The 25,397-nt window shown below is 58.2% G+C and carries 19 protein-coding genes; 8 read left to right on the plus strand and 11 right to left on the minus strand.

Annotated features, from left to right (window positions below):
• The first annotated feature begins 5 nt into the window (after positions 1-5).
• The 3 genes from JNO48_07660 to JNO48_07670 all read left to right on the plus strand — a co-directional run bounded on the left by JNO48_07660 (position 6) and on the right by JNO48_07670 (position 8,099).
• A complete protein-coding gene (locus tag JNO48_07660) occupies positions 6-6,110 on the plus strand; it encodes a protein kinase (GenBank protein ID QTE67097.1) in 6,105 nt (2,034 codons plus the stop codon).
• A gap of 189 nt (positions 6,111-6,299) precedes the next feature.
• Positions 6,300-7,550, plus strand: coding sequence for a UDP-N-acetylglucosamine 1-carboxyvinyltransferase (locus tag JNO48_07665; protein ID QTE69711.1), 1,251 nt, complete (start codon positions 6,300-6,302; stop codon positions 7,548-7,550).
• Positions 7,551-7,565: 15 nt separating this feature from the next.
• Positions 7,566-8,099 (plus strand): DnaJ domain-containing protein, encoded by a 534-nt coding sequence (locus tag JNO48_07670; GenBank protein ID QTE67098.1) that lies wholly within the window; start codon positions 7,566-7,568, stop codon positions 8,097-8,099.
• A gap of 69 nt (positions 8,100-8,168) precedes the next feature.
• Here JNO48_07670 and JNO48_07675 read toward each other — a convergent pair whose 3' ends face one another.
• Positions 8,169-8,861 (minus strand): histidine phosphatase family protein, encoded by a 693-nt coding sequence (locus JNO48_07675; GenBank protein QTE67099.1) that lies wholly within the window; start codon positions 8,859-8,861, stop codon positions 8,169-8,171.
• A gap of 200 nt (positions 8,862-9,061) precedes the next feature.
• Between JNO48_07675 and JNO48_07680 the strand changes: the two genes are divergently transcribed.
• From JNO48_07680 to JNO48_07700, 5 genes are all read left to right on the plus strand, one after another.
• Positions 9,062-10,888 (plus strand): alanine--tRNA ligase, encoded by a 1,827-nt coding sequence (locus tag JNO48_07680; GenBank protein QTE69712.1) that lies wholly within the window; start codon positions 9,062-9,064, stop codon positions 10,886-10,888.
• 18 nt (positions 10,889-10,906) lie between these two features.
• A complete protein-coding gene (locus tag JNO48_07685) occupies positions 10,907-11,473 on the plus strand; it encodes an NUDIX hydrolase (GenBank protein ID QTE67100.1) in 567 nt (188 codons plus the stop codon).
• 9 nt (positions 11,474-11,482) lie between these two features.
• Positions 11,483-12,397, plus strand: a complete 915-nt coding sequence (ftsY, locus tag JNO48_07690) for a signal recognition particle-docking protein FtsY (GenBank protein QTE67101.1) — start codon at positions 11,483-11,485, stop codon at positions 12,395-12,397.
• Between the two features lie 28 nt (positions 12,398-12,425).
• The gene (locus tag JNO48_07695; GenBank protein ID QTE67102.1) at positions 12,426-13,805 is read left to right on the plus strand and encodes a glycine--tRNA ligase; all 1,380 of its coding nucleotides are present in this window, start codon (positions 12,426-12,428) and stop codon (positions 13,803-13,805) included.
• Positions 13,806-13,926: 121 nt separating this feature from the next.
• Positions 13,927-14,661: a transposase gene (locus JNO48_07700; GenBank protein ID QTE67103.1), complete on the plus strand. Its 735-nt coding sequence runs from the start codon at positions 13,927-13,929 to the stop codon at positions 14,659-14,661.
• Between the two features lie 199 nt (positions 14,662-14,860).
• Here JNO48_07700 and JNO48_07705 read toward each other — a convergent pair whose 3' ends face one another.
• From JNO48_07705 to dtd, 10 genes are all read right to left on the minus strand, one after another.
• Positions 14,861-16,393 (minus strand): extracellular solute-binding protein, encoded by a 1,533-nt coding sequence (locus JNO48_07705; protein QTE67104.1) that lies wholly within the window; start codon positions 16,391-16,393, stop codon positions 14,861-14,863.
• A gap of 68 nt (positions 16,394-16,461) precedes the next feature.
• Positions 16,462-17,355, minus strand: coding sequence for a carbohydrate ABC transporter permease (locus JNO48_07710; protein QTE67105.1), 894 nt, complete (start codon positions 17,353-17,355; stop codon positions 16,462-16,464).
• A 37-nt stretch (positions 17,356-17,392) separates the two neighbouring features.
• Positions 17,393-18,313 carry a sugar ABC transporter permease gene (locus JNO48_07715; GenBank protein ID QTE67106.1) on the minus strand — a complete coding sequence of 307 codons (921 nt, stop codon included), beginning with the start codon at positions 18,311-18,313 and terminating at the stop codon, positions 17,393-17,395.
• 92 nt (positions 18,314-18,405) lie between these two features.
• Complete coding sequence (locus JNO48_07720) at positions 18,406-20,679, minus strand: helix-turn-helix transcriptional regulator (GenBank protein ID QTE67107.1); 2,274 nt, start codon at positions 20,677-20,679, stop codon at positions 18,406-18,408.
• 117 nt (positions 20,680-20,796) lie between these two features.
• Complete coding sequence (locus JNO48_07725; GenBank protein QTE67108.1) at positions 20,797-21,582, minus strand: DUF4367 domain-containing protein; 786 nt, start codon at positions 21,580-21,582, stop codon at positions 20,797-20,799.
• On the minus strand, positions 21,572-22,135 hold the full coding sequence (locus tag JNO48_07730) for a sigma-70 family RNA polymerase sigma factor (GenBank protein QTE67109.1): 564 nt from the start codon (positions 22,133-22,135) through the stop codon (positions 21,572-21,574). Before JNO48_07730 ends, JNO48_07725 begins: the two co-directional genes overlap by 11 nt.
• A gap of 195 nt (positions 22,136-22,330) precedes the next feature.
• Positions 22,331-22,678 carry a hypothetical protein gene (locus tag JNO48_07735; GenBank protein QTE67110.1) on the minus strand — a complete coding sequence of 116 codons (348 nt, stop codon included), beginning with the start codon at positions 22,676-22,678 and terminating at the stop codon, positions 22,331-22,333.
• Between the two features lie 220 nt (positions 22,679-22,898).
• Positions 22,899-24,338 (minus strand): coproporphyrinogen dehydrogenase HemZ, encoded by a 1,440-nt coding sequence (gene hemZ, locus JNO48_07740; GenBank protein ID QTE67111.1) that lies wholly within the window; start codon positions 24,336-24,338, stop codon positions 22,899-22,901.
• An 18-nt stretch (positions 24,339-24,356) separates the two neighbouring features.
• Complete coding sequence (locus tag JNO48_07745) at positions 24,357-24,929, minus strand: MBL fold metallo-hydrolase (protein QTE67112.1); 573 nt, start codon at positions 24,927-24,929, stop codon at positions 24,357-24,359.
• Positions 24,930-24,933: 4 nt separating this feature from the next.
• Complete coding sequence (gene dtd, locus JNO48_07750) at positions 24,934-25,383, minus strand: D-tyrosyl-tRNA(Tyr) deacylase (protein QTE67113.1); 450 nt, start codon at positions 25,381-25,383, stop codon at positions 24,934-24,936.
• Between the last annotated feature and the right edge of the window lie 14 nt (positions 25,384-25,397).

Below are 25,397 nucleotides of genomic sequence, written 5' to 3' on the forward strand. Positions count from 1 at the left end.
AGGACATGGCTGACGATTTCACCGCAATCGAAAAACAGTTTGGTTCTGTGTTTGGATCCTGGCATATCGTCCGGATTATCGGCCGGGGAAGCTACGGGACGGTATATGAGGTCCAGAAGGAGTCCGGAGGGCTGGTTGACAAAGCCGCCATCAAGCATGTTTCTTTTCCGCTGGACCAGCAGGACCTGCGGAGAATCTGCGAGGAGGTCGGAACGACCAACGAAGCGGTGATCCGGGATTATGTGTTCCAGTCTGTAAAGGAATACCGCGGTGAATATGAATTCATGCGGGAGCTGAAAGGCCAGACGCATATTGTTTCCTGTGAAGATTTCCAGGTGCTGGAAAAGGCAGATATGCCCGGATACGATATTTTTATCCGGATGGAACTGCTGGAAACAGTCGCGAACCGGGCAATGGCCGGCCGGATGACCCAGGATGAAGTGGTCCGGATGGGAATTGATATCTGCCAGGCACTGGAGCTGATTGCCAAAAAGAATATTATCCACCGGGATATTAAGCCTGAGAATATATTTGTCAATGAAAACGGCGACTATAAACTGGGAGACTTTGGATCCGCGCGCAGCCTGGGCGGGCTGAAATCTGTTGTTACCGCCAAAGGTACGCCGGCATATATGGCTCCGGAAATCATGCAGATGAAGGAAGCCGGTGCATATACGGATATCTATTCACTCGGCCTGGTGATGTACCGTTACACAAACGGAAACCGGCTGCCGTTTATGGAAAGCCTGGCCAGTACGACTATGCGGCGGGATGAAGCAGCAAGCAAGCGGATCAGCGGTGAAAAGATTCCGGCGCCGGCGGATGCAGACCCGGCACTGGCCCGGATTATCCTGAAGGCATGTGAATATAAACCGGAAGACCGGTATCAGCAGGCGGTGGAGCTCCGCGAAGCACTGGAAAGATTCCAGCGGGGTGAAACGGAAGAACCCCCGAAACCCGTGAAAGGGATACTGGGCCGGACGACTTCTGTCCGCCCCACCGTTATCAATGCAGACAGGATAGCAAAAGACGGGAATTCTCTGCATTCCATCGGTTCTGAGGGGACACGGAAAACCGTGCTGACCCCGGAAGAGATTGCAGCGATCGAAGCGATGGAGAAAAAAAGGGAGGAAGAAAGAAGACTGCAGGAACTGCTGAAGAAGCAGAAGGAAGAAGAAGAGCGGAAAGCAAGAAACAAGAAAATCCTGATCGGATCAATCTGCGGAGTTGCGGCGGCGATTATCCTGCTGGTCGGGGGAATCCTGATTCACCGGAGCGAGGAGAAGAAGAGAGCCTATTCAGCCGGAATTGAACTGCTTGAAGCCGGAAATTATGACGAGGCGCAGAAAGCCCTGGAAAACTTTGAGGACGGCTATCAGGACGCGAAGGAAAGAAAAGAAGAACTCAGCAAGAAGATCAAGGAAAGGGATAACAACTTTAGGCAAGCGGAATATTTACGGAAGAACGGCAGTACTGTGGAAAACTTCAACGATGCTGTTAACCTGTACAAACAGATTCAGCCTTATTATCCGGAGGATACCCGGAAAGAGATTGACCAGTACATTGAGGAAAGCCAGAAGAGCGGAAAGCTCCGGGAAGCGGAAAACCTGATGCAGGCAGGCGATTATGACGGAGCGGCAGGCATTTACAATGCATTGGGAGAAACACAGCTTGAAAAAGAAGCTGGCCTTGAAAAGAAGTACCAGGAAGCTTTGGTGCTGATCAATGAGGGTACTGCGGAATCATATGAAGCTGCGGTGAACGACCTCGATGAACTGCAGACGGAAAAGTACCGGGAAACCATTGTGGCGGAGCTGCTGGAAGAAGTACAGATGCGGGCTGCTTTTAAGGGAGTATTGGCCATCTACGACCAGAAGGAGTACGCAACAGCGGAGGATCTGTTCGGCCAGCTGAAAGGCTTCGAATTTGAAGACAATACCGGATCATACAGCGCAGCCGATATGGCAGCGGCATCCAGAAAATGGGACATCTATACCCGCGCCCGGAAGGCGTACGGGGAAAATGACTTCGAAGGCGCTCTGGAGTTGTTCAGGCAGATTCCCGGTCATGAAGACGCGAACTCGATGGTGAGTACAATCCAGAAAGATATTGAAAACCGGGACAGATTTGATGAAGCGATCGGCAAAATGAAGGAAGCCGAGCCGTTCTATAAAAGCAGCAACAATAAGGAAAACCTGAGCACGGCAATCAGCCGGTTCACGGACGCGAAAAATACGTTCGATTACCTGCCGGCCGGATATACCTATCCCGGAGAAGGTACCTCCGCCAGTGAAAAGGCGAAGGAATGCGAACAGTGGATCAATTTCCTGACGGGCAGGATTTACCTGCTGGACAGGAGATATGATGAAGCGCAGCCTGTCTTTGAGGCATTGGATGATTCGTTTGCCGGCGGGGAGGCGCTGGAGCGGAAAGCCGAAGCAAAACGGGGCGAAGCGGAAACGCGTGCCCAGGCGGAAATCATCAGCGGAAATTATGAAGCCGCTGAAAAAATCTATGATGAACTTGGGAAAGATGCCAATCAGGCAGAAGCTGTAAAAGCCGGGAAGGAAAAAATCCAGGAATGGCGTGATTATGACGCCGCGGTCGGACTGCTGCAGGCTGCGGTGGAAAATGACGCGTACGATGAGGAGATGTTCGACCAGGCAATCCAGGCATTCAGCGCCCTGCAGAATTTTGTCCGGACCGGGACGGAAGACCGCAGTGCCAGGGCCATGGTGACGGAAGCCATGAATGCCAAGGAATACAGGCGGGCAGAGGCACTGGAGGCAAAAGACGATTACAGCAGTGCCCTGGAGATTTACCAGAGACTCGGTGACTATGGGGATTCGGCAGAAAAGGCCATGAATGCACAGGGCCGGCTGAGCGACCGGGACAGTTATGACATGGCGGTTAAAAAGCTGGAAGAGGGGATCAAAGATATTCACATTGTCCGTTCCCAGGTCTGGGGCCAGAGAATTGAAACGATTTCCGGTGCGAAAGAAACATTTGATGTGTTGGGAAACCGTGGATATGTGCATCCGGACGGAACACGGGCATCGCAGAGATCGAAGGAATGCCAGAACTGGATTGACTACCTGGAAGCGAGAATTTACCTGAGCCAGTCCGAACCGGACTATGTCAACGCCCTGCTTCTCCTGGAGCCCCTGGACACCGGATTTGCGGATGGATGGGCTGGATACTATTGTGCCCAGGCGATGGAAAAGGACGCGGAAATCCGTGCGGAAGCAGAGATGGCCAAGGGCGATTTTGAGGCTGCCGGAAAGATTTACGCGGAACTGAGCGAGAAACTGCCCAATGTGGCGGAAGCAGGAAATACGGAAGTCCTGAACCGGCAGAAGTATACAGAGGGAACCCAACTGCTGGAAAAGGCACAGCAGGCAGAGGAATACAACGAAGCTGATTTTGAGCAGGCGATTGCGATCTTTGATGAGCTGGGGACCTATAACGGGAAAGGCCAGGTAACATCCGGCAAGGAAATGGCGGCGACTGCCCGGAAAGCACGGGATTACCGGATCGGACTGAATTATGAAACAGCCGGGGATTACCAGGGTGCGCAAAACACATTCAGCAGCCTTGGCGATTATGAGGATGCCAGGGACCGGCTGAAAGTGGTCCGGACGATCCGGGAAGCAAGGACCACCATGGATACGGACCGGGATTATGAAGGCGCCCTGAGGCAGCTGAACGCGATCAGCGCATATAACCGTCCGGAAGAAGCAACGATTCAGCAGATGCAGAAGGAATGCAGCCAGCATATTGACTACAGCAACGCCCTCAGGGAGGTACAGAATGGCGACTTTGAAAGTGCCGGCCGCCGGCTGAGGAAGCTCTCTGAAGAAGGATACAGCGATGCGGATGTGCTGATCGGTCACATCAATACGTACAATGAAGCACAGAGCCTGATGAACATTTCCAATTACCAGGCGGCGCATGACAAGTTCGCATCCCTGCCGGAAGGCATCTACATTGCTGCCCAGAGAGCCCGGGAATGCCAAAATGAACTGGATTATGCCCAGGCCAAGAACATTATGAAGGAAAATCCCAGGGAAGCGGCAAAGATCTTTGAACGACTGGGCTCCCTCCATGACAGTCCGAGCAGCCTTGTAACCTGCAATAAAATGATCCAGTACGCGGATGCGGTTGCGATGATGAACGCGGGGAATCCGGACGGTGCGCTTGCCCTGCTGCGGGATCTGAATTCAAACGGCGGATATGAGAACAGTGTGCAGCTGGCAAATGAATGCAACCAGATTATCAATTACCGGACAGCCAAGACTTATATGAACCAGGGAAACAGCTATAAGGAGGCATATAATCTGTTCGTTTCCCTGGGCGAATATAACGACAGCAAAGCCCTGGCGCATGAATGCGACTTTGAGCTGTTCTGCAGCGAGGTTGCTTCCGGCGGGGCCACGTATAAAATGACGAAGCGGGCATACCGGTATATCTTTGAACAGAAAGACCTGGACCGCAACAACAAGGTGCAGTGGGCCAGGGAGATTGAGGTCAATGATGTGACAGGCGCATCGCTTGCGACCAGCTTTGCTATGGCACCTCGATTTGCCAACAGCAACCTGACCAACCGGCAGCGGGTGGGCGTCCTGTTTGCGGTTCTGATGAACAGGGAAATTAATTATAATTCGGATTATAAAGCGACCCTGGAAAAGGAACCGTATCAGGGATCGGAGAACAGCGTGGAATACCTGAATGTGGGAATGACGGTAAACGCGGTCCTGTGGAACATTATCCATACTCCTGAATTCGCGAATATCTGCCGGGATGACGGCCTGGGCATCGGGGATATTCCCCTGGAAGAAACCCGGGACCAGAATTACCAGGTCACCCGATTTATTGTAAAGAGCTATCGGGCAGCGCTGAACCGGAATGCTTCCGGATATGAGTTGAATCTGTTCACGGATTATTACCTGAACCAGAATATGAACATGGAGCAGATCCTGATGGAGTTCCTGACATCCCAGGAAATGCAGAACCGATACCTGAACGATCCGGATTATGTAACGATGCTGTTCAGGCTGATGTTCGGCCGGGATCCGGGCGCGGATGAACAGGCCAACCGGGTGAGGGAACTGACGGAAGGCAAGGAACGGCTGGACCTGGCGGAGGAACTGATCAGGAGTGTCGAGTGTGCGGAATACCTGGATCAGTTCCGTCTCACAAAAGCGGAACGGGAGAAATACGGCGGAAGCCGCCTCGGAAAGTACAATGAAGCGCTGAAGGCAATGGAAGAAGGCCGTTACAGCGATGCGCTGGCCGGGTTTAACCAGATGCAGGACTACCTGAACAGCGCGGAAAAAGCGGATGAATGCGGAACAGCGCTTTTCAGCCGTGAGATTTCCGGCGGCAATCAGGTGAACAACTGTGTTCTCCGGGCATATAAAGAAATTTACCATATGACCTGGCTCAGCGAAGGTGATCGGAAGGCTTGGGCGCAGCAGATCCCGAACAGCACGGTGATGAGCGACATCGTGGAAGCGTATGTGTATACGGACGCGTTCCGCAGCGGAAACATTTCCAACAAGGAGCGGGTTGCTTCCCTCTTCCGGATTATGCTGGGCAGGGGACCGAGCGATGACGCGTACCTGATTGAAATACTGGACAAAGGATTCAGCGGAGCTTATGTGGCAAGCCAGCTCCTGGTCAGTCCGGAATGTATGAACCTGTGCGCGCGGGAAGGGCTGGAACAGGGTTCCATTACGCTGAAGGAAGCCCGGGATAAAGACCAGAACCTGACGTGGCTTGTCCGGCGCTGCTATCAGTTCGCACTGAACCGGGAACCGGGAGCAGGCGAGTATAATATGTGGTGCGACCTTTACCTGAGTGGAAGCACGGACGGAGCCGGACTGATCCAGATGATTATCTGCGGTCCCGAAGCAAGTGCATATCTGCAGGATGATGAAGCTTTCTACGATACTCTGTTTGAAATGTCTACCCAGCTGAAGATATATCCGGCGGTTCTTGAACAGCTCAGGTCAGAACGCTATAACGGCAAGAGCCGGGAGGAAATTGCCGGAATCGTCACAAGTATGGATGAGTGCCGGATTTTCCTGGACAGGAACGGAATACGCTGATAAAAGGAACCCGGATCCCCGTATTACCTGACACAGGGACCGTTGATACCGCAATCGGGGGACAGGCCGGAAGTGCCTGTCCCCCTTAATTGTGGGGTGTCAATGTTGTCAAGGGGAACAGAAAAGTGTATAATAATTCAAACGATGAACGTTTCCGGAAAGAGGTGAACATCTTTGGCCAAAGAGCGGATGCTGGTGACCGGCGGCCATGCGCTGGAGGGACAGGTCCGGGTCAGCGGCGGCAAGAACACGGCCGTGGCGGTGATCCCGGCGACCCTGCTGAGCAATGAACCGTGCACGATCGAGAACCTGCCGGATATTGAGGATGTTCACGCCCTGGCGGATATCCTGAAGGAACTCGGGGCGGAAGTGGATTACGAACCTGGCCGCATGATGCGGGTGGACCCCCGTCCGGCGGAAGGAACCAGCATTTCCTATCACAACGCGCAGCGCCTGCGGGCAAGCTACTACCTGCTCGGCGCGCTGCTGGGTCGCTGCGGCCTGGCCAATGTGCCCACCCCCGGCGGCTGTGAAATCGGCTCCCGGCCGGTGGACCAGCACCTGAAGGGCTTCCAGTCCATCGGGGCGGAAGCGGGGGAAATCGGCGGCATGCTGACGGCGAAGGCGGACGTCCTCTCCGGCGGCGATGTCTTCTTTGATATGGTCACCGTCGGCGCGACGGTGAACGTCATGCTCGCCGCCGTCAAGGCAAAGGGCAATACCACGATCTACAACGCGGCGAAGGAGCCGCATATCGTTGACCTGGCCAACTTCCTCAACAGTATGGGCGCGAAGATCCGCGGCGCCGGTACGGATATCATCCGCATCCGGGGCGTGCAGTACCTGCACGGAAGCACCTACGCGGTCATCCCGGACCAGATTGAGACGGGCACCCTGATGATCGCCGCGGCGGCGACCGGCGGGGACGTGGTCATCAACGGCTGTATCCCGACACATATGGACGCCCTGAGCGCGAAACTGCTGGAAATGGGCGTGAAGGTCACGGATTCCGACGATGCGATCCGCGTGCGGGTGGTCGGCCCCCGGCGGGCGATCAACGTCAAGACGCAGGTGTATCCCGGTTTCCCGACGGACCTGCAGCAGCCGATGAGCGCGCTGCTGACCACGGCGAAGGGCACCAGTATCGTGCAGGAAACGATCTTTGAGCAGCGGTTCCGCCACCTGGACGAAATCCGCCGCATGGGCGCGCACGTCCGCGTGATGGAGCGCACCGCGATCATCGAGGGAGTGCCGGAGCTGTACGGCGCGCCGATGACGGCGACGGACCTGCGGGCCGGAGCGGCGCTGATCATCGCGAGCCTGATGGCCCGCGGAACATCCGAAATCTACGAGCCCCACTATATCGACCGGGGCTATGAGCACATTGAGGACAAGCTCCGTTCCCTGGGAGCGGAAATCAGCCGGGAGACCGTGCTGTAACCGGAGGGGGCAGAGATGAACAATCCGTTCGAGGTGCTGGGCCTGAAGGGCTGGGCGGACCAGGACGAGATCCGGGCGGCGTACCGGACGCTGGTCAAGCAGTGCCATCCCGACATGATCCAGGACCCGGTGCAGAAGCAGGAAGCGCAGGACCGCATGGTGGCGCTGAACCTGGCCTATGAGGAGGCGCTTCGCCTGGCGTCGCCGAAGGCGGCCGCCGCGATCGCGTCCCCCATGGCCGAGATTCCGGCCCCGGCCGCCGTGCTGATGGCGGAGCGGGCGCTGGCCCGGGACAACCCGGAGGGTGCGCTGCGCCAGTTGATGAAAAGCGACGTGCGGGACGGCGACTGGTACTACATGCAGGGCCGTGTGCTGATGGCCATGGAGCAGTACGAAAGCGCGCACCAGTCCTTCCGGGAGGCTGTGCGCCGGTGCCCGGACAACAATATCTACCGCAGCGGCGCGCTGGCTGCGGTGGTCGCCCAGCGGGAAGCCTCCACGCTGCAGGGGAAATTCAAAAAGGCATTCCGGAAAATCGTAAAGAAATGAACCGCCGCAGGATGCGGCGGTTCCGTTGTTTCAGGGGCTGCTTCCACAGGCGGAAGCGGGTTTTTGTTTTTACATATCGGCCAGGCGGTGGTAGCTGGTGCCGTGGATGTGCCTTCCGTCATTGCCCAGCTCCAGGCAGGGCAGCGCGGCGGCGCCGGGGTTCCGGTCCATCCGGATAATGGTGATGCCGGTGAACTCCAGGTGCAGCAGCGCGCACACATACGGGAACGGCAGGTTCAGGATATGGCCCATCGCCGCGGCGGAGGATCCCCCGTGGCTGAACAGCGCCACCGTCCGCTGCCGGTTGTCCGGCAGGGTGCTCCGGTAGTAGAAGCCGTCCCGGACGTATCCGAGTCCTTCCAGCCACTTGTCGATGCCCTCTTCGACCTGGCGGACGTTCTCCGTTACGATGTTGTTTTTGAAATACGGGTGCTCCGCCCAGTCCGGCCGGTTTAGGTTCCAGTTCTGCCGGGCCAGCTCATCCGCGATGTCCCACGGGTGGCCGTTCGAAAAGATCGGTTCTCCATCGGCACTGCCCCAGTTCAGCTCGTGCATGAAGTCCAGCGTTTTCACCGGCAGGCCCAGCTCTTCCGACGCGGCGGCCGCGGTCTGCTGCGCGCGGCCCATGGGGGAAGACCAGATTTCCTCAATCCCTTCCTCCCGGAGGCGGACGGCGGCCTGCTTGGCTTGGATGAGTCCTTTTTCCGTCAGGCAGTCATGGGCGTAATCCGGGTCTCCGTGGCGGACAAATACAATGCGCATATATTCCCTCCGTGGGTGCGGTCTTTACCCGCCCATTGTATCCGCCGGTAAACCGGATGTCAACCGCCGCCGGACAGATGCCGGATATTGCCTCAAAGCCTTGATTTTTCTTGCAATCAGCCGGGCGTTTTGCTATAATGTCCGGGTACGTTTGAAGATCATTCGGGTCTTGATCCGGAAGGAGTTTGAGTATGAAAGGTATTACTTCCAAGGAACTGCGGAACGCCTGGATCCGTTTCTACGAGGAACGGGGCCATATCAATATCGGCGCGGTGTCGCTGATCGGCGACGGGAGCACCGGCGTTATGTTCAACGTGGCCGGCATGCAGCCGCTGATGCCCTACCTGCTGGGCAAGGAACATCCCTCCGGAAAGAAGCGCCTGTGCAACGTGCAGGGCTGCGTCCGTACGGTGGATATCGAAAGCGTCGGCGACCCGACCCATTTCACCTTCTTTGAGATGATGGGCAACTGGTCCCTGGGCGACTACTTCAAGAAGGAGAAGACCCAGTGGAGCTACGACCTGCTCACGCGGGTCTTCGGCCTGGACGGAAACGAGATCTGCTCCACCGTCTTCGAGGGCAACGACGCCGCTCCCCGGGATGAGGAGACCGCCAGCCTGCTGAAGGAAGTCGGCATCAAGCCGGAGCATATCTTCTACCTGCCCAAGAGCGACAACTGGTGGGAGCTGGAAGGTACGACCGGTACGCCCTGCGGCCCTGACAACGAGTGGTTCTACCCGCGGCACAACAAGGCCTGCGGCCCGAACTGCGGCCCGGCCTGCGGCTGCGGCCGGTATGTCGAGATCGGCAACGACGTGTATATGCAGTATGTGAAGAACGCCGACGGGTACGCCCCGCTGGCCAACAAGAACGTGGACACCGGCTTCGGCCTGGACCGCATGCTGGCTTTCCTCAACGGCCTCACCGACGGCTACAAGACCGACCTGTTCTGGCCGGTTATCGAGCATCTCGAGGAGAGATCGGGGAAGAAATATGACGAGGATCCCGAAGCGCAGAAGGCCATGCGCATCGTCGCGGACCACATCCGCACCTCCACGATGCTCATCGGCGACGTGAACGGCATCCTGCCGTCCAACGTCGGCGCCGGCTATATCCTGCGCCGCCTGCTCCGCCGCGCCATCCGGTACACCCGGCAGCTGGGCCTCGAGTCCTCCGTGCTGGCGGAGGTCAGCAAGATCTTCATCGAGCAGATCTACGACGAAGCGTATCCGCTGCTGGTGGAGAAGGAAGCCTACATCCTGGACGAAATCATGAAGGAGGCCGCCCGCTTTGAGGCGACGCTGGTCACCGGCATGAAGGAGTTCAACAAGTGCATCACCGGCATCCGCCGCAAGAATGAGTTCATGGCCCAGAAGGATCCGGCCTACCAGCCGGAAACCGAAATCAGCGGCAAGCAGGCCTTCCGCCTGTACGACACCTACGGCTTCCCGCTGGAACTGACCGAGGAACTGGCGGCCGAGGAAGGCCTCACCGTGGACGCGAAGGGCTTTGCCGAAGCGTTCAAGGAACACCAAGCCATCAGCAAGCAGGAAGGCGCGGCCAAGGGCGGCCTGACCGAGCGGAACGAAGAAACCGCCAAGCTGCACACCGCGACCCACCTGCTCCAGGCGGCCCTGCGCAAGGTCCTGGGCGACGAAGTGGCCCAGAAGGGTTCCAACATCACCACCGAGCGCCTGCGCTTCGACTTCAGCTTCGGCCGGAAGATGACTCCCGAAGAGATCGCGGAAGTGGAACGTCTGGTCAACGTGGCGATCGACGCCCATGTGCCGGTGGTCTGCGAGGAAATGACCGTGCAGGAAGCCAAGGACAAGGGCGCCATCGGCCTGTTCGAGAGCAAGTACGGCGAGAAGGTCCGCACCTACAAGATGGGCGAGTATTCCTTCGAAATCTGCGGCGGCCCCCACGCGGCCAACACCGGAGACCTGGGCTCCTTCAAGATTCAGAAGGAAGAATCCTCCTCTGCCGGCGTGCGCCGCATCAAGGCGACCATCGCGCCGAAGGCGTAAGCCGGGAAGGCATGTCCCATGTATTTTGATCCTGAGAAAGAGAATGCCCGCCTGCGGGAGGTGCAGGCTTCGTCGGAGGATATCTTTGACGGAGTGGTCCTCCATGTGAAGCGGGATATGGTGACCCTGCCGAACGGCGCGGAAGCCGTGCGGGAAGTGATCCGCCACATCGGCGCGGTCTGCGTGATTCCCGTGCTGGACAATGGCGACGTGATCATGGAACGCCAGTTCCGCTATCCGCTGGACCGGGTGATCCTGGAGATCCCCGCCGGCAAGCTGGACGCGGCGAATGAGGACCGGCTTTCCGCCATCCAGCGGGAGCTGCGGGAAGAGACCGGCTACACCGCCGACAGCTGGCAGGAGATCGGGCCCTTCCATCCCGCCCCGGCATACAGCGATGAGTACATCACCATGTACCTGGCCCGCGGGCTCCACCGGGGCGCGCAGGACCTGGACGCGGATGAATTCCTGGATGTGTACACGGTCCCGCTGAAGGACCTGGTGCAGGACGTCATGGACGGAAAGATTTCCGATGCCAAGACCCAGGTGTGCGTGCTGAAAGCCGCTCGGATCCTGGGCATATAAGGAGAAGCGATGAGCGAAGAGAAGAAAAAGGGATTGTTTGCCCGCCTGCGGGAAGGCTTGAGCAAAACGCGGGGCAACATGACCGAGAAAGTCGACGATATGGTCCGGGAAAACCGGAAGATCGACGAGGATTTCTATGAGGAGCTGGAGGACATCCTCCTGATGGCCGACTGCGGGCTGAAGGCGACGACCGTGATGATCGACGACCTGCGCAACCGGGTCAAGGCTGGCAAGGTGAAGGATGCCGCCGAAGCCCGGGAGATGCTCAAGCAGATCATGGTGGAGCAGATGGATATTCCGCGCCCGCCGCTGAAGTGGCCCATGGTCATGCTGATGGTCGGCGTCAACGGCGTCGGCAAAACCACCACGATCGGCAAGCTGGCCCTGCGGTTCCAGTCCATCGGGCGCAAGGTGATGCTGTGTGCGGGCGATACGTTCCGCGCGGCGGCGGCCGAGCAGCTCACCGTGTGGGCGGAGCGCGCGCGGGTGCCGATCATCAAGCACGCGGAAGGCGCGGATCCCGCGGCAGTCGTGTTTGACGCGATCCGCAGCGCGAAGGCGCAGCAGGCGGACCTGCTGATTATCGATACGGCGGGCCGGCTGCACAACAAGAAGAACCTTATGGATGAACTGAGCAAGATGCGCCGGGTCATCGACCGGGAGTACCCGGAAGCGGATACCCGCTGCATCCTGGCCCTGGACGCGACCACCGGCCAGAACGGGCTGATCCAGGCCCGGGCATTTAAGGAGGTCGCCGAGATCGGCGGCATCATCCTGACGAAGCTGGACGGCACCGCCAAGGGCGGCATCGCGCTGGCGATCCGGCAGGAGCTGGAGGTGCCGGTGTGGTATATCGGCGTCGGCGAGGGAATTGACGATTTACAGCCCTTCAACGCGAAGGACTTTGTGGATGCACTATTCTGATACTGGAGAAAGACGGAGGAATACGACAATGGCTGAACTGACCATGGACAAGCTGGTAGCGCTGTGCAAAAACCGGGGATTCATCTTCGCGGGAAGTGAAATCTACGGCGGCCTGGCCAACACCTGGGACTACGGCCCGCTGGGTGTGGAATTCAAGAACAACGTGAAAAAGGCCTGGTGGCAGAAATTCGTGCAGGAAAGCAAGTATAACACCGGACTGGACTGCGCGATCCTGATGAACCGGGAAGTCTGGGTGGCCAGCGGCCATGTGGGCGGCTTCAACGATCCCCTGATGGACTGCAAAGCCTGTAAGGCCCGCTTCCGTGCGGACAAGCTCATCGAGGACTTCACCCAGGGCGCGGAAACCGGCGACGGCTGGACCAACGCGGAGCTGGAAAAGTTCATCGCGGAGCATGACATCGTCTGCCCGGTGTGCGGCAAGAAGGACTTCACCGGCATCCGGCAGTTCAACCTGATGTTCAAGACCTTCGCGGGCGTGAACGAGGACAGCGCCAACGAGATCTACCTGCGTCCGGAAACGGCCCAGGGTATCTTCGTCAACTTCCAGAACGCCATGCGCACCACCCGGAAAAAGCTGCCGGCCGGTATTGCCCAGATTGGCAAATCCTTCCGGAATGAAATCACCCCCGGTAACTTCATCTTCCGCGTCCGTGAGTTCGAGCAGATGGAACTGGAGTTCTTCTGCAAGCCCGGCGAGGACCTGGAATGGTTCAACTACTGGCGCTCCTTCTGCCGCGACTGGCTGCTGAGCCTGGGCATCAGGGAAGAGAGCCTGCGCCTGCGCGACCATGAGCCCGAGAAGCTGGCCTTCTACAGCAAGGCGACCACGGACTTTGAGTTCCTGTTCCCCTTCGGCTGGGGCGAGCTGTGGGGCGTGGCGGACCGGACCGACTACGACCTGACCCAGCACCAGAACCACTCCGGCAAGAGCATGGAGTACCTGGATCCGGTGACCAACGAGCGGTACATCCCGTACTGCATCGAGCCGTCCCTGGGCGTGGACCGGATGGTCCTGGCCTTCCTGTGCAACGCCTATGACGAGGAAGAGCTCGAGGGCGGCGACGTCCGCACCGTGCTGCACCTGCATCCGGCGCTGGCGCCCTTCAAGGCGGCGGTCCTGCCCCTGCAGAAGAACAAGCTGGGCGAGCTGGCCGGCCAGATCCACGCTGACCTGGCGAAGTACTTCCCCGTGGATTACGATGAAACCGGATCCATCGGCAAGCGGTACCGCCGGCAGGATGAAATCGGCACGCCCTTCAGCATCTGCGTGGACTTCGAGACGGAGGAGACCCAGAGTGTCACCATCCGCGACCGCGACACCATGCAGCAGGAGCGCGTGAAGCTGTGCGACGTGCGCAAGTACATCGAGGACCGGATGCGGTTCTGATTCCCATAACAATCCCGGCCGCAGGCATTTGCCCGCGGCCGTTTTCGTTAAACACAAGGGGACGGTCCTTTTGTGTTGACGATGCAGGCGCGATACGGTACAATTGAGTGGGTGATGAGGAATGGCACGAACTGCAAGAAAACTTTGTGAAAGCAATATTTATCATGTGATGCTTCGGGCAGTCAACCGTCAGCAGATCTTCCTGGATGAGGAAGACAGGGAGTTTTTCCTTCATATCCTGGTACAATGCAGGGAGATCAGTCAGTTTTCCGTTTATGCATACTGCCTGATGGGAAACCATGTTCATTTGCTGCTGCAGACAGGGGAGGAGCCCCTTCCGCAAGTCATGAAAAGAATCGGAACAAGGTTTGTCGTATGGTACAATGCGAAGTACTCCCGGACAGGTCATCTTTTCCAGGATCGCTACAGAAGTGAGCCTGTACAGGACAACGCCTATTTTCTTACTGTGCTTCGTTATATCCTGTATAATCCGGTGAAAGCGGGTATCTGCAAAGCTGCGGATCAGTATCCTTTCAGCAGCGCACGGGATTATTTCAATGGTGGTGGAATTACGGATACTTCCTTTGCGGAAGAAATGACCGGAAAGCAGGCGCTGCTGGATTTCCTGAAAATGCCGTCAGATGATGCTTGCATGGATGAAACACCTTCAAGATTGAATGAGAGGGATGCGAAGGATATTATTCTGGAGACTGCCGGCGGGAAAGACATGGCTGACTGCCAGCGTATAATCGCAAGCCATCCGGATCATTATGTGCCGATCCTCCGGAAATCCGGATTATCGATACGCCAGATCAGCCGCTTAACAGGGTTAAGTATCGGGATCGTCAGAAAATAGAGAACAACGAACAGCAACACAGCAACACAGGGGGACGGTCCTTTTGAACAGCACAGGGGGACGGTCCTTTTGTGCATATGTGCACAAAAGGACCGTCCCCCTGTGCTGTTGCTGTTGCGTCCCCCCTGCATTGTTTCGGGAAAAAAAGTGGGAACGGACAGGTATGTGTCCGTTCCCGGGGTTTATAGGAGGTTTCCTCTTACTTCATGTAGCGGTCGTAGGCAGCCTGGTAAACCGCCAGTACGTCGGCCAGGCCCATCTTTTCCACCTGGGCGGCATAGTCTTCGAACTTGTCCAGCGGCTCGACACCCATGATGAACTTGTCGATCATTTCGTTCACGTAGGTTTCGATTTCGGTGTACTTCTCGTTGATGATGCCCTGTTCGTCATTGGTGAAGGCCAGCGTCGGGAACGCGTCGCCGATGTGTCCTTCCTGCTCGTAGATATCGCGGATGCGGTTGACCTCGTCGCTGACGAAGGCGCGTTCATAGCGGGCGTCCTGCAGCAGGGTCAGCATGCTCTGGATCCCGAAGGAACGCAGCGCGTCCTGGGGAGACAGGCCGTCGGGGTTGTTCATGATCAGGTCGGAGTACTTGTAGTCGCCGTCCACGATGTTGAAGTGCTGGCCTTCCACGCCGAAGTTCATCAGGATCATGCCTTCCTCGCTGTAGACGTAGTCCAGCAGCTTCAGGGCCGCCTTCTTCTGCTCCTCGCTTGCGCCGACGTAGATACCGGCGTTCCAGTCTTCATCCACGGTGATGGGCTGCAGCTGGTCGCGGGTCTCGCTGATTCCGGTGGGGCCTTCCGGGGGCACCGCGCCGACGATGTTGATGTCGCTTTCCACGTTCTTGAACAGGTTGCCGACGTTGTCAATGTAAGCGCTCCAGTCATAGCTCATGAACACCTGGTTGTTGGTCCATGCGCTGTACCAGGAAGTTTTGTCGCGGGTGAGGTATTCCTTGTCGAGCAGGCCTTCCGCATAGCAGCGGGCCAGCCATTCCAGCGCGTCCTTCATCCGGGGATCTGTCGCGCCGAACTTCACTTTTCCGTCCTCCGCGAAGAAGGTTTCGGCGATTCCCCAGTTGTCGATGAAGTGGATCACATTCTCGCGGTTGGTGCTGCCGTTCTTGCGCACGGCGAAGGGGATTTCATCCGCTTCCCCGTTTCCGTTGGGGTCGCCTTCCTTAATGGCCTTGAAGACGTTGTACAGGTCCTCGGTGGTCTTCGGGGTTTCCAGGTTCAGCTTGTCCAGCCAGTCCTGGCGCCAGAAGAAGAGCTTGCCGGCGGTGATGGCCGTGCGCTGTCCGATGAACCGCATGTTGCCGTCCGCGTCGGAGACCTTCCGGCGGATTTCCGGATCGCTGTACACCTTCCACAGGTTCGGCGTGTCGGTCTCGTTGACCAGCTCATTCAGCGGAATCCACGCGTCCTTGTAGAGCAGCAGGTCCTTTGCCTTGTACTGCACGATGGTGGGAATATCGGTGCTGGCCATCAGCAGGCCGTATTTCTCCGCCAGGTTCTCGGTCGGTGCGGAGATGATGTTGATGTTGATCCCCAGTTTTTCCTGCAGGATGTCAATGGTCATCAGGCCGTTGCGGAAGGGCATGTTCTCGCGGTCGGAACCCCAGATGGAAATCGTGACGGGTTCATCCGCGGATGCCGTGGCGGCAAAAGCCAGCGGGAGCAGGGCGACTGCCAGGAGCAGCGCCAGGAGACGGGAAATGTGTTTCATGGTTTCTCCTCCTTTTATATTGGTGAATATCAAAACCCCAGCCTCCGGGGGTCAGACCGAAAGGAAGGTCACTCCTTCACGGAGCCGATCAGCACACCCTTCACGAAGTAGCGCTGCACAAAGGGATAGATGCACAGCATCGGCAGCATGGCCACCACGATGGTGGCGTATTTGATTCCCTCTGCCATCACATTTTCCGTGCTGCTGGAATTCTCCACAATCTCATTCAGCAGAACCACCTGCCGCAGGATGATCTGCAGCGGATACAGCTCTGGCTTGCTCAGGTACAGCACCGCGGTAAAGTAACTGTTCCAGTGGGCAACGGCGTAAAACATGCCGATGGTCATCAGGCTGGCCAGGCTCAGCGGCAGCACGATGCGGAACAGCACGCCGAAGTCCCGGCACCCGTCCAGTTCCGCGGCTTCCACCAGGCTCTGGGGAATCTGCATGAAGAACGTGCGCATCAGGATCATGTTGTAGGTGCTGACCGCGCCCGGCAGCAGGATGGCCCAGATGGTGTTCAGCAGCCGCAGCTCCCGGATCACCAGGAAGGTCGGGATCATGCCGCCGTTGAAGAACATGGTGAAGGTGCACATCAGGGTAAAGAAGCGGCGGCCCACCATCTTTTTCTGGCTCAGCGCCCAGGCGCCGAACACGGTCAGGACCAGGTTGATGACGGTTCCGAGACCGGTATACAGCAGGGTATTCCCGTAGCTCTGCCACAGCAGCGGATACTGGAATACCTTCTGGTAGGCTTTCACATGCGCGTCTACCGGGATAAACACCACGTCCCCCCGCAGGATGGCCGTTTCCTCGGAGAAGGAGGCGGCGATCACGTAAAGCACGGGGTACAGCATGATGAAGCTGATCGCCAGCAGGATGATGGTATTGGCGGCCAGGAATATCCGCCGGCTGGCCGAAACCCGAATCCCGTGGGGATGGTATGCTGATATCTGATCCATCTGTATCTCCTCCGCATCCTCTGCCTGCGCGGCGTTCTCACCAAAGGCTTGTTTCGCTGTAGCGGCGGCTCAGCCAGTTGGCAAAGATCACCAGCGCGAAGCCGGTCACGCTCTGGAACATGCCCACGGCGGTCGCGTAGCTGTATTCCCCGCCCTTCAGGCCGCGGCGGTAAACATAGGTGCCGATGACGTCACTGGTTTCCAGGTTCGCGTTGTTCTGCAGCAGCAGGATGGTTTCATACCCGGCGTCCATCATATGGCCCAGCCGCATGATCAGCAGCACCACGATGGTTCCGGCAATCCCGGGCAGCGTGATATGCCACATCCGGCGGAGGTATCCGCCGCCGTCCACCATGCAGGCTTCGTACAGCTCGCCGTTGATTCCGCTGATGGCAGCCAGGAAGATGATGGAGTTCCAGCCGATGTTCTTCCACAGCTGCATCAGGGTATAGATCGGGCGGAACGCTTCCGGCTGGACCAGGAAATACTGCCGTTCCCCGCCCAGGGCCGCGATCAGGTTGTTGATGATTCCGCTGGAGGGAGACAGGAACTGGACCACCATGCTGGCGATCACCACGCTGGAAACAAAATAGGGAAGGTAGGTAATCGTTTGGGTGACCTTTTTGAACCGGCGGTTCTGCACCTCGTTGAGCAGCAGCGCGAGGATAATGGACGCCGGGAAGTTGAACAGCAGGTCATACAGGTTGATCAGCAGGGTGTTGCGGAGCAGCCGCCACAGGTAAATGGAATTGAAGAACTGCCGGAAGTATTTGAACCCCACCCAGGGGCTTTTTTCAAATCCGAGGAAGGCGTTGAAATCCTTGAAGGCGATGGAAAGGCCCAGCATCGGCGCGTAACGGAATATGACATAATAAAGAAAGACGGGCAAAAACATCAGGTACAGGTATCTGGACGCCCAGATCCTGCGCCTCAGCAGCGCGCCTTTTGATCTATGCATTTTGCCACCTCCATGCTCTGAAGGTAGCACATGTTTTCCGGCCGGACTATCCGCAATTCCGCCAAACCGGTTTCAGAAATGATGAAAGGGGATCATCCATTCTGCGAATGGATCGACTGATCTGCCACACGGTATTGGCCGGGCGTAATGCCTTCCGCCTTTTTGAACGTGCGGATCAGCGTATTCTGGTTTTCGATTCCGACCCGCAGGCCGATTTCCCGCAGCGTCAGGTCGGTGGTCCGGAGCAGGCGTTTGGCTTCCTCCATCCGGATATCCGTCAGGTACTTCAGGAAGCTGGTTCCGCCCACCTTCCGGAAAATGAGGCCGATATAGCTCGGGGACATTTCCAGCGCTTCGCTTGCGCTGTCCAGGGAGATATCCCGCATAAACCCGTTCCGGATATATTCGGTCAGCCGGGCGTAGTGCTTCTCTTCCTGGCTGCTGACGTCCATGTTCATGCAGCCGGCCAGTTCCGTCACCACCCGGCACAGGCGGTCTTCCGCGTCCGGCGCGGCGGGCATCCGGTCCGGCTGGAAACCGCATTCCAGGAGGATCTCTTCCATCCGGTCTTCCATATTGGCCTGGCGGGCGGCCCGGCGGACCGTAAACAGGAGCGCCCGGACCAGCTCCGTCCGGGGAATGGCGCTGCCCTCTTCCGGGGAACAGAGCATGCTGACCAGCGCGGAGGCTTCCTTTCCCCGCCCGCTCAGGATCTGGTTGATCAGCTGCTGTTCTGCGGTCAGCGTATATTCCGTGTTCGGGATATCCGGGATTTCCTCGGCAAAGGAGATGTCCCGGTTCTTTTCCTCCCCGCTGCGCAACGCGAGCATTGCGTCCACCAGGGAGTCCGATACGCGGTCCTTTTCATAGGCGCGCCCGACGCCGATTGCGCAGGCGGTTCCGCCGAAAATCTCCTCCCGGCAGGTCTGCAGGTACTGGTAGATCCCTTCCGGCGCGGGGTGCCGGGAATCGATGTTGAACAGGATCAGGATCCGGCCGTCCGTGCGGCGGGCACACCATATTTTCATGGGGCCCCGGTCCTCGGCGGCAGCCAGCTCTTCCATGCGGTCGGCTGTGTTCATGCCGCTGTTCATTTCCAGGCGTTCCAGGTCCCGCGGGGACATTTCCGCCACCGCGGCCTGGACCCGGTCGTAGGGGAGGTCCACGCCGGCTTTTCCGAGGGTGTCAGCTGTGCTGCCCCGCAGGCGGCCTTCCATCCAGTCGTTCAGCAGCCGGTTTTTCAGCAGGCGGTTTACTTCCCGGTTGGACAGCGTCAGCTCATGGTTCTCCGCGGTGATGGTGTGGATCGCGTCATCCAGGATTTTGTATTCGTTCCCGCGCGTTTCCTCGGGCAGGCTGTGGCACATCTGCCGGACGTTGCCGATCAGCCGTTCCAGCGGGGCATACAGGCGCTTGCTGGCCAGCACCGCGCCCAGCAGGCCGATCACCATGCAGGAGCCCATCACGAGCATCACCACGTCGCGCAGCCGGAGGCTGGGCTTCAGCAATTCGCTGTAAGGAATGACTGCCATGCAGAACAGCCCGTCCGAGGCGGTTTCCAGGCCCAGCACGCCGTATTCACTGCCGCCGATCCGGATCCGGTTCTGCTTTTCCCGCATATATTCCCGGCAGGCTTCCCCGGAATCCGGGGTGTCCGCCGCCAGTACAGGATTGCCTTCCGCGTCCGTCAGCAGCAGCGTGCCGGCGTCGCTTTCCGGCAGGCAGGCGGCCAGCTTGTCCGCGTTCAGGTGAAAAAAGGCGTAGCTTTCCCCGGCCTGCGTATTCAGCGGCAGGCTGCTCACGAAGGCCAGCACCGGTTCGGTGCTCAGGATCCGGCTCACGGTGCCGCGGCCCGCATAGCGGCTCAGCGCCACGGAGCCCGGGATGGAGCGCTTTTCCTCCATATCCTGCCGGGTGATGCCGTCAATCCGGGCGTAATAGTCCGCGGAATGGTAGCTGCTTTCCCCGGTAATGATGATATCCAGCCCTTCCGCATAGATGCCGATATCGGCCATCGTATTGCTGAAGGCTTTCATCTGCTGCAGTTTTTCAATGATATTGCGCTTCGCCAGGATGTCGGTCGGCGTTTCCTCGGCCAGGTGCAGGTACCGCTGGACTCCGTTGTCGTTGCCCAGCTGCCAGGAGAAGGTCCGGACCTGTTCGATTTCCCGGTTGACCGCGGAGCAGGCGCTCCGGACCAGGGCTTCCTGCTGCTGCCAGGTATCGCGGATCACCTGGTCGGAAGTCCGGTCATAGAGGATCCAGCCGGTCAGGAGGGTCGCCAGCAGGGTAAAGAGCAGCAGTAAAACAACCATCTGCAGCTTTACCCTGCGATGATGTGTTTTTTTCCCTTTCCTGCGCTCCATATCGATCCTTCTGCCTTATTTCAGTTTGATAAGAGTATATCATTTCCTTGCGAATAATGCATCCCATAAAAAACCGGGTTCCCGTTTCCGGGAACCCGATATATAAATGACTGCCTGTTATGGATTTTCGCGGATGACCCGGCGGAAGCTTTCGATCAGGCGCTGGGTTTCATCCCAGGTCATATTCTGGGTATTCAGCGTAATCCATCTGTCGTCTGTTGCCCAGTTGGCTTCAATCGTTGAAGGATTCTGCTTTTCGATGACATGCACAACGTAGCCGTTGATTTCGACTTCCCTGACTTCACCATTATTGGTGAATGCACCGACTCCTTCAGAGGATTCAGTAATGGAGAAGGACCTTTCGTTTTCGCCGGTGTATTCGATGAATGCCATATCGGGGTCAGGAAGTTCAGCTGTAATGGTGAAATTATCCGGAATGGCGGTGGGGAAGTATATGCCCAGCCAGCTTTCCGGAACGTCAAATGCGGCTTCTGAATCCTTCATGAAGCTCATATTGATGACGTTGTTTTCGGCATCCTCAGTAATGAACAGCCTGTAAACGGCGGAGCGGAAGGTGCTGTTGGTGGCAACGGCAAATCCGGCGCCGATCATGATGAGAACCGCCAAACAAGCGGCAACCCGGCTGAAATTGACCAGGACGGACTTCACGGTCCGGTTCCGGCGTTCTTTCTTTTTCCGGTTATTGATCTCATCCATTCCGGCCAGCGCCTGGGACCAGATCCGGTCCAGCCGGCTCTCTTCCTCAGGCGTTACCGGCTCCCGGCTCAGCTTCAGGATTTCTTCCGTTTCCCGCATACGTTCCCGCTTAACGGCCAGCCGGATCAGGTCGTCCATATATTCGTCTTCCAGACCGTGCAGTGTGGTATCCTGATTAAGATTCATGCACGTATCTCCTTTCGGCGCGTTCCCTGATGTGCTCCCTGGCACGGTTGATATACCGGTATACACTGTTGGTGGAAACATTCAGAATCTGTGCAATCTCCTCATTGTCCAGCCCGTCCTCAAATTTCAGGAAGATCACTTCCCGTTCCTTTTCGGGCAGGTCCCGGACCACGTCGCGGACCATGTCCAGGTCGTCCCGGCACAGGACCAGGACTTCCACATTGGATTCATCCGCCATGTTCTCCTTCACGCTGTCGGACACATGCAGGAAATGCAGGTTCGTCTGCTTGGTTTTCCGCATGTGATTGAACGCGGTATTCCGGACCGTCCGGATAATGTAATACCGCAGGGCATTCTCATCGATGGAACGTAGGGTGTCCATTTTCTGGAACAGCGCGACCAGGCTGTCCGAAACCACGTCGTCAGCATCCTGGCGGGAGGGGAGGTAGTATTCCGCGGTCACCATCATCAGCTTCCGGTGCTCGATATAAAAGTTGTGAAACCATTCCCGGTCGGATTCATCCGGTACGACGAAAACCACTAAAGAAATCATCGCCAGTTCCCTCTCTTTGAACAGGATATTTGTATATACCGATGGATGGTCCGCTTATACGCACAAATCATCATCTTGGACAAACATCATATCACAAATCACAGGGGATGTCACATGCCGGGACTCGTTTTTCCCGCAAACGATTCAATTTCTATGTTCTGGATCTGTTTGCAGCAGCTTCACCGAGCTCGAACTTTACTTGCTTGCAGTGACGGTCAGCCGGTCCACCTGGACACCGTTGCGGTATACCGTCAGGACCGCGGTAGCCCGGAATTCCGTAGCGCCGCTGGTAGAGCCTGTCGCGGTAGCCGTTTTCGTTCCGCTGCCGGAGGCAGCGTACTGCCATACGCCGTCCACTTTCTTCTGGACGGAGATTGTCGTGGTGGAGGTGCAGCCGGCATCGACCGTTGCGGCACAGGTACCTTTCACGGTTCCGCCGGAGACGGTGATGGTGGCCCGGATACCGTTGGCCAGGGCGGGCACTGCGGACAGGACAAAGAGCAGGACACAGATAACCAGGCAGAGTACTTTGGATCGGGACATGGGCTTCATTTCTCCTTTATTCTGGATTGTTCTCCGGCAGGCAGCAGGAGTTTGTAGGGCTGTCTGTCGGCCAACCCATATATATAAACACAAAACCGGCCAAAAGTGGACAGCCTTTTTGGCTTTTTTGAAAATTTTCCTATATTTTTTTTCAAAAACGGGTAGATCAATAGAAAAACCCGCAAAACAGCAAGCTTTGCGGGAGAAAAAAATGATCAGTTTATGCTTCCGGGAAGATTTCCCGTTTGCGCTCGAGCATCTCATCCGTGCGGCGGATGTATTCCTCAATGTTGCTGACGTTCGGCGCGCGGGTGATGTGGCCTTCCTCCGGCCAGATCCGCTTGGAGATTCCGCCGGCGCCCATGGCGAGGACGTGGGAGGTTTCCTCCATCATGTCCACATTGTACAGGCAGGCATGTCCGGGCAGGGCATAGCCGGTATTTTCCAGGTTGCCGGCCATGTATTTCTGCCGGTACATATAGTAGGGAACGAGGCCCAGCGAGCGGGCAGTCTCCATGCCCATGGCGACCATGCGGGCGGTCATTTCCCCGTCCGGCAGGGGCGCGTTTTCAAGGCTCATGCGGGAGGAACGTTTGATGGCCAGGGTATGCACAGTCAGGCTTTCCGGCCGCAGGGCGCGGGCCGCCTCCATCGTGCGGGCAAAGTCCTCCTCGTTTTCCCCGGGAAGCCCGGCGATGACGTCCATGTTGATATGCGGGATGCCTTCCTCCCGGGCCAGCCGGTATGCGTCCACCACCTGCGCGGCGGTATGCGCCCGGCCGATCACGCGGAGCGTCCGGTCGTTCATCGTCTGGGGATTGATGGAGATCCGGCTGACGCCGGCGTCCAGGACGGCGCGCAGCTTTTCCCGGGTAATGGTGTCCGGCCGTCCGGCTTCCACCGTGTATTCCAGCGCACCGGGGAAGCATTCCGCGATCAGCGCCATCAGACGGCGGAAATCATCCTCCGGCAGGGCGGTCGGCGTGCCGCCGCCCACATACAGGGCGCGCAGCGTCCGCCCGCTGCGGCGGAGGATCTGCGCACAGCCGCGGATTTCCTTTTCCAGCGCGTCCATATACGGCGGGACGAGGCGCCCGTTCCCGATCTCCCCGGAGGAGAAGGAGCAGTAAGCGCAGCGCGTGGTGCAGAAGGGGATGCCGATGTATACGTCGATCCACCGGTCCCCGGGCACGGGAAGCTTCCGCTGGGTCAGCGCGATCTCCGCCAGCAGCTCCGCCTTCGGGCGGAGGACGTCAAAGCGCTCCACCATCCGGTTGATGGCTTCTTCCGGCGTGAGGCCTTCCGCCAGGGCTTCGAGCATCAGGTGGGTCGGGCGGACGCCGGTCATGCTGCCCCATGGGGGATGGATGCCGGTGGTTTTGCGGCACAGGTCGTACAGCGTCTGCTTGCACAGCCGGCGCGCAGCCCGGCGGCGGTGCAGCGCCTGCACCCGCGGATCCGGGTCGGAGGGGATTTCCGTTTCCCCAGTGGCGGAATCCGTGCCGTCCGTGAAGGTGACAATATACTTTTCGGGGGTTTCCGTTGTGCTCATCCGGTAGCGGACCGGTTCGTCCCACACGCTTTCGGGCAAGCCAAAAAGCCGGGTGACGTTCATCAGCTCCGGCCGGATGGTTTCGAGGGCGGAGGTCAGTTCAGGCATACGGGAAACTCCTATAATTTACGCGTCATGGCCCGGGTGGAAGGGAATCTGCTGGTCCCTTACCATGGGAATCAGGCGGCGGAGGGACGCAAACAGCGCGTGCTCATCCCCGCCGGGGAAATCGGTGCGGCCCCAGCCGTGCTCAAACATCGTGTCCCCGGTAAACAGGTGGCCTTCAATGAGGAAGCAGACCCCGCCGGGGGTGTGCCCCGGGGTGTGCAGCACCCGGATGCCGAGTCCGGCTTCGGTCAGCTCCTGCCCTTCGCGCAGCAGGTCGGTGGGCTTCGGCGCCGTCACAGCCGGACCGCCGAACAGCAGGGAGACGTTGCGCTCCGGATCGCTGAGCAGCGGCGCGTCCAGCTCATGGACCATCAGGCGGGTGCCCTCGTCCATCAGCGCGCCGGCGACGGCGATGTGGTCAAAATGGCCGTGGGTCAGCAAAATGGCGGCAATCCTTTTGCCGCCGGCCGCCTTCCGGATGCGTTCCGCCTCATCGCCGGGATCGATGACGATGCAGTCGTCCCGGTCCTCTTTGGAGAGGACGTAGCAGCAGGTGGCGACCCTGCCCACGGTCAGTTCCTTGATGATCATATGCTCAGAATGCCTTTTCACTGTCGATGAGGATGGTGACGGGGCCGTCGTTGACGAGGGAGACCTTCATCTCCGTCCGGAACCGGCCGGTTTCCACATGGATGCCTTTGGCGCGCCATGCGGCGACCAGGCGCTCGTACAGGGCGTTGGCCTCATCCGGCTTCGCGGCGCGGATGTAGGAGGGCCGGCGGCCGCCCCGGGTGTCGCCGTACAGCGTGAACTGGGAAACGGCGAGGATGCTGCCGCCCACGTCGATCACGGAGCGGTTCATCACGCCGTTTTCATCGTCGAATATCCGCAGGTTTGGAACCTTGTCCGCCATGTACTTCAGGTCTGTGTCGGTGTCCTCCGTGGACACGCCGATCAGCACCATCAGCCCCGGTCCGACCGCGCCGACGGTTTCCCCGTTCACGGTCACAGAGGCTTCGGTTACCCGCTGGACAACACAACGCATGGGCAGGTTCCTTC

The organism is Clostridiales bacterium, from assembly GCA_017569285.1.
GTDB lineage: Bacteria > Bacillota > Clostridia > Christensenellales > Aristaeellaceae > Aristaeella.

Bases quoted from the DNA above. Each gene is read 5' to 3' on its own strand.
- JNO48_07660 (QTE67097.1), top strand. From the start codon at position 6: ATGGCTGACGATTTCACCGCAATCGAAAAACAGTTTGGTTCTGTGTTT.
- JNO48_07665 (QTE69711.1), top strand. From the start codon at position 6,300: ATGCTGGTGACCGGCGGCCATGCGCTGGAGGGACAGGTCCGGGTCAGC.
- JNO48_07670 (QTE67098.1), top strand. From the start codon at position 7,566: ATGAACAATCCGTTCGAGGTGCTGGGCCTGAAGGGCTGGGCGGACCAG.
- JNO48_07675 (QTE67099.1), bottom strand. From the start codon at position 8,861: ATGCGCATTGTATTTGTCCGCCACGGAGACCCGGATTACGCCCATGAC.
- JNO48_07685 (QTE67100.1), top strand. From the start codon at position 10,907: ATGTATTTTGATCCTGAGAAAGAGAATGCCCGCCTGCGGGAGGTGCAG.
- ftsY (QTE67101.1), top strand. From the start codon at position 11,483: ATGAGCGAAGAGAAGAAAAAGGGATTGTTTGCCCGCCTGCGGGAAGGC.
- JNO48_07695 (QTE67102.1), top strand. From the start codon at position 12,426: ATGGCTGAACTGACCATGGACAAGCTGGTAGCGCTGTGCAAAAACCGG.
- JNO48_07700 (QTE67103.1), top strand. From the start codon at position 13,927: ATGGCACGAACTGCAAGAAAACTTTGTGAAAGCAATATTTATCATGTG.
- JNO48_07705 (QTE67104.1), bottom strand. From the start codon at position 16,393: ATGAAACACATTTCCCGTCTCCTGGCGCTGCTCCTGGCAGTCGCCCTG.
- JNO48_07710 (QTE67105.1), bottom strand. From the start codon at position 17,355: ATGGATCAGATATCAGCATACCATCCCCACGGGATTCGGGTTTCGGCC.
- JNO48_07715 (QTE67106.1), bottom strand. From the start codon at position 18,313: ATGCATAGATCAAAAGGCGCGCTGCTGAGGCGCAGGATCTGGGCGTCC.
- JNO48_07720 (QTE67107.1), bottom strand. From the start codon at position 20,679: ATGGAGCGCAGGAAAGGGAAAAAAACACATCATCGCAGGGTAAAGCTG.
- JNO48_07725 (QTE67108.1), bottom strand. From the start codon at position 21,582: ATGAATCTTAATCAGGATACCACACTGCACGGTCTGGAAGACGAATAT.
- JNO48_07730 (QTE67109.1), bottom strand. From the start codon at position 22,135: ATGATTTCTTTAGTGGTTTTCGTCGTACCGGATGAATCCGACCGGGAA.
- JNO48_07735 (QTE67110.1), bottom strand. From the start codon at position 22,678: ATGTCCCGATCCAAAGTACTCTGCCTGGTTATCTGTGTCCTGCTCTTT.
- hemZ (QTE67111.1), bottom strand. From the start codon at position 24,338: ATGCCTGAACTGACCTCCGCCCTCGAAACCATCCGGCCGGAGCTGATG.
- JNO48_07745 (QTE67112.1), bottom strand. From the start codon at position 24,929: ATGATCATCAAGGAACTGACCGTGGGCAGGGTCGCCACCTGCTGCTAC.
- dtd (QTE67113.1), bottom strand. From the start codon at position 25,383: ATGCGTTGTGTTGTCCAGCGGGTAACCGAAGCCTCTGTGACCGTGAAC.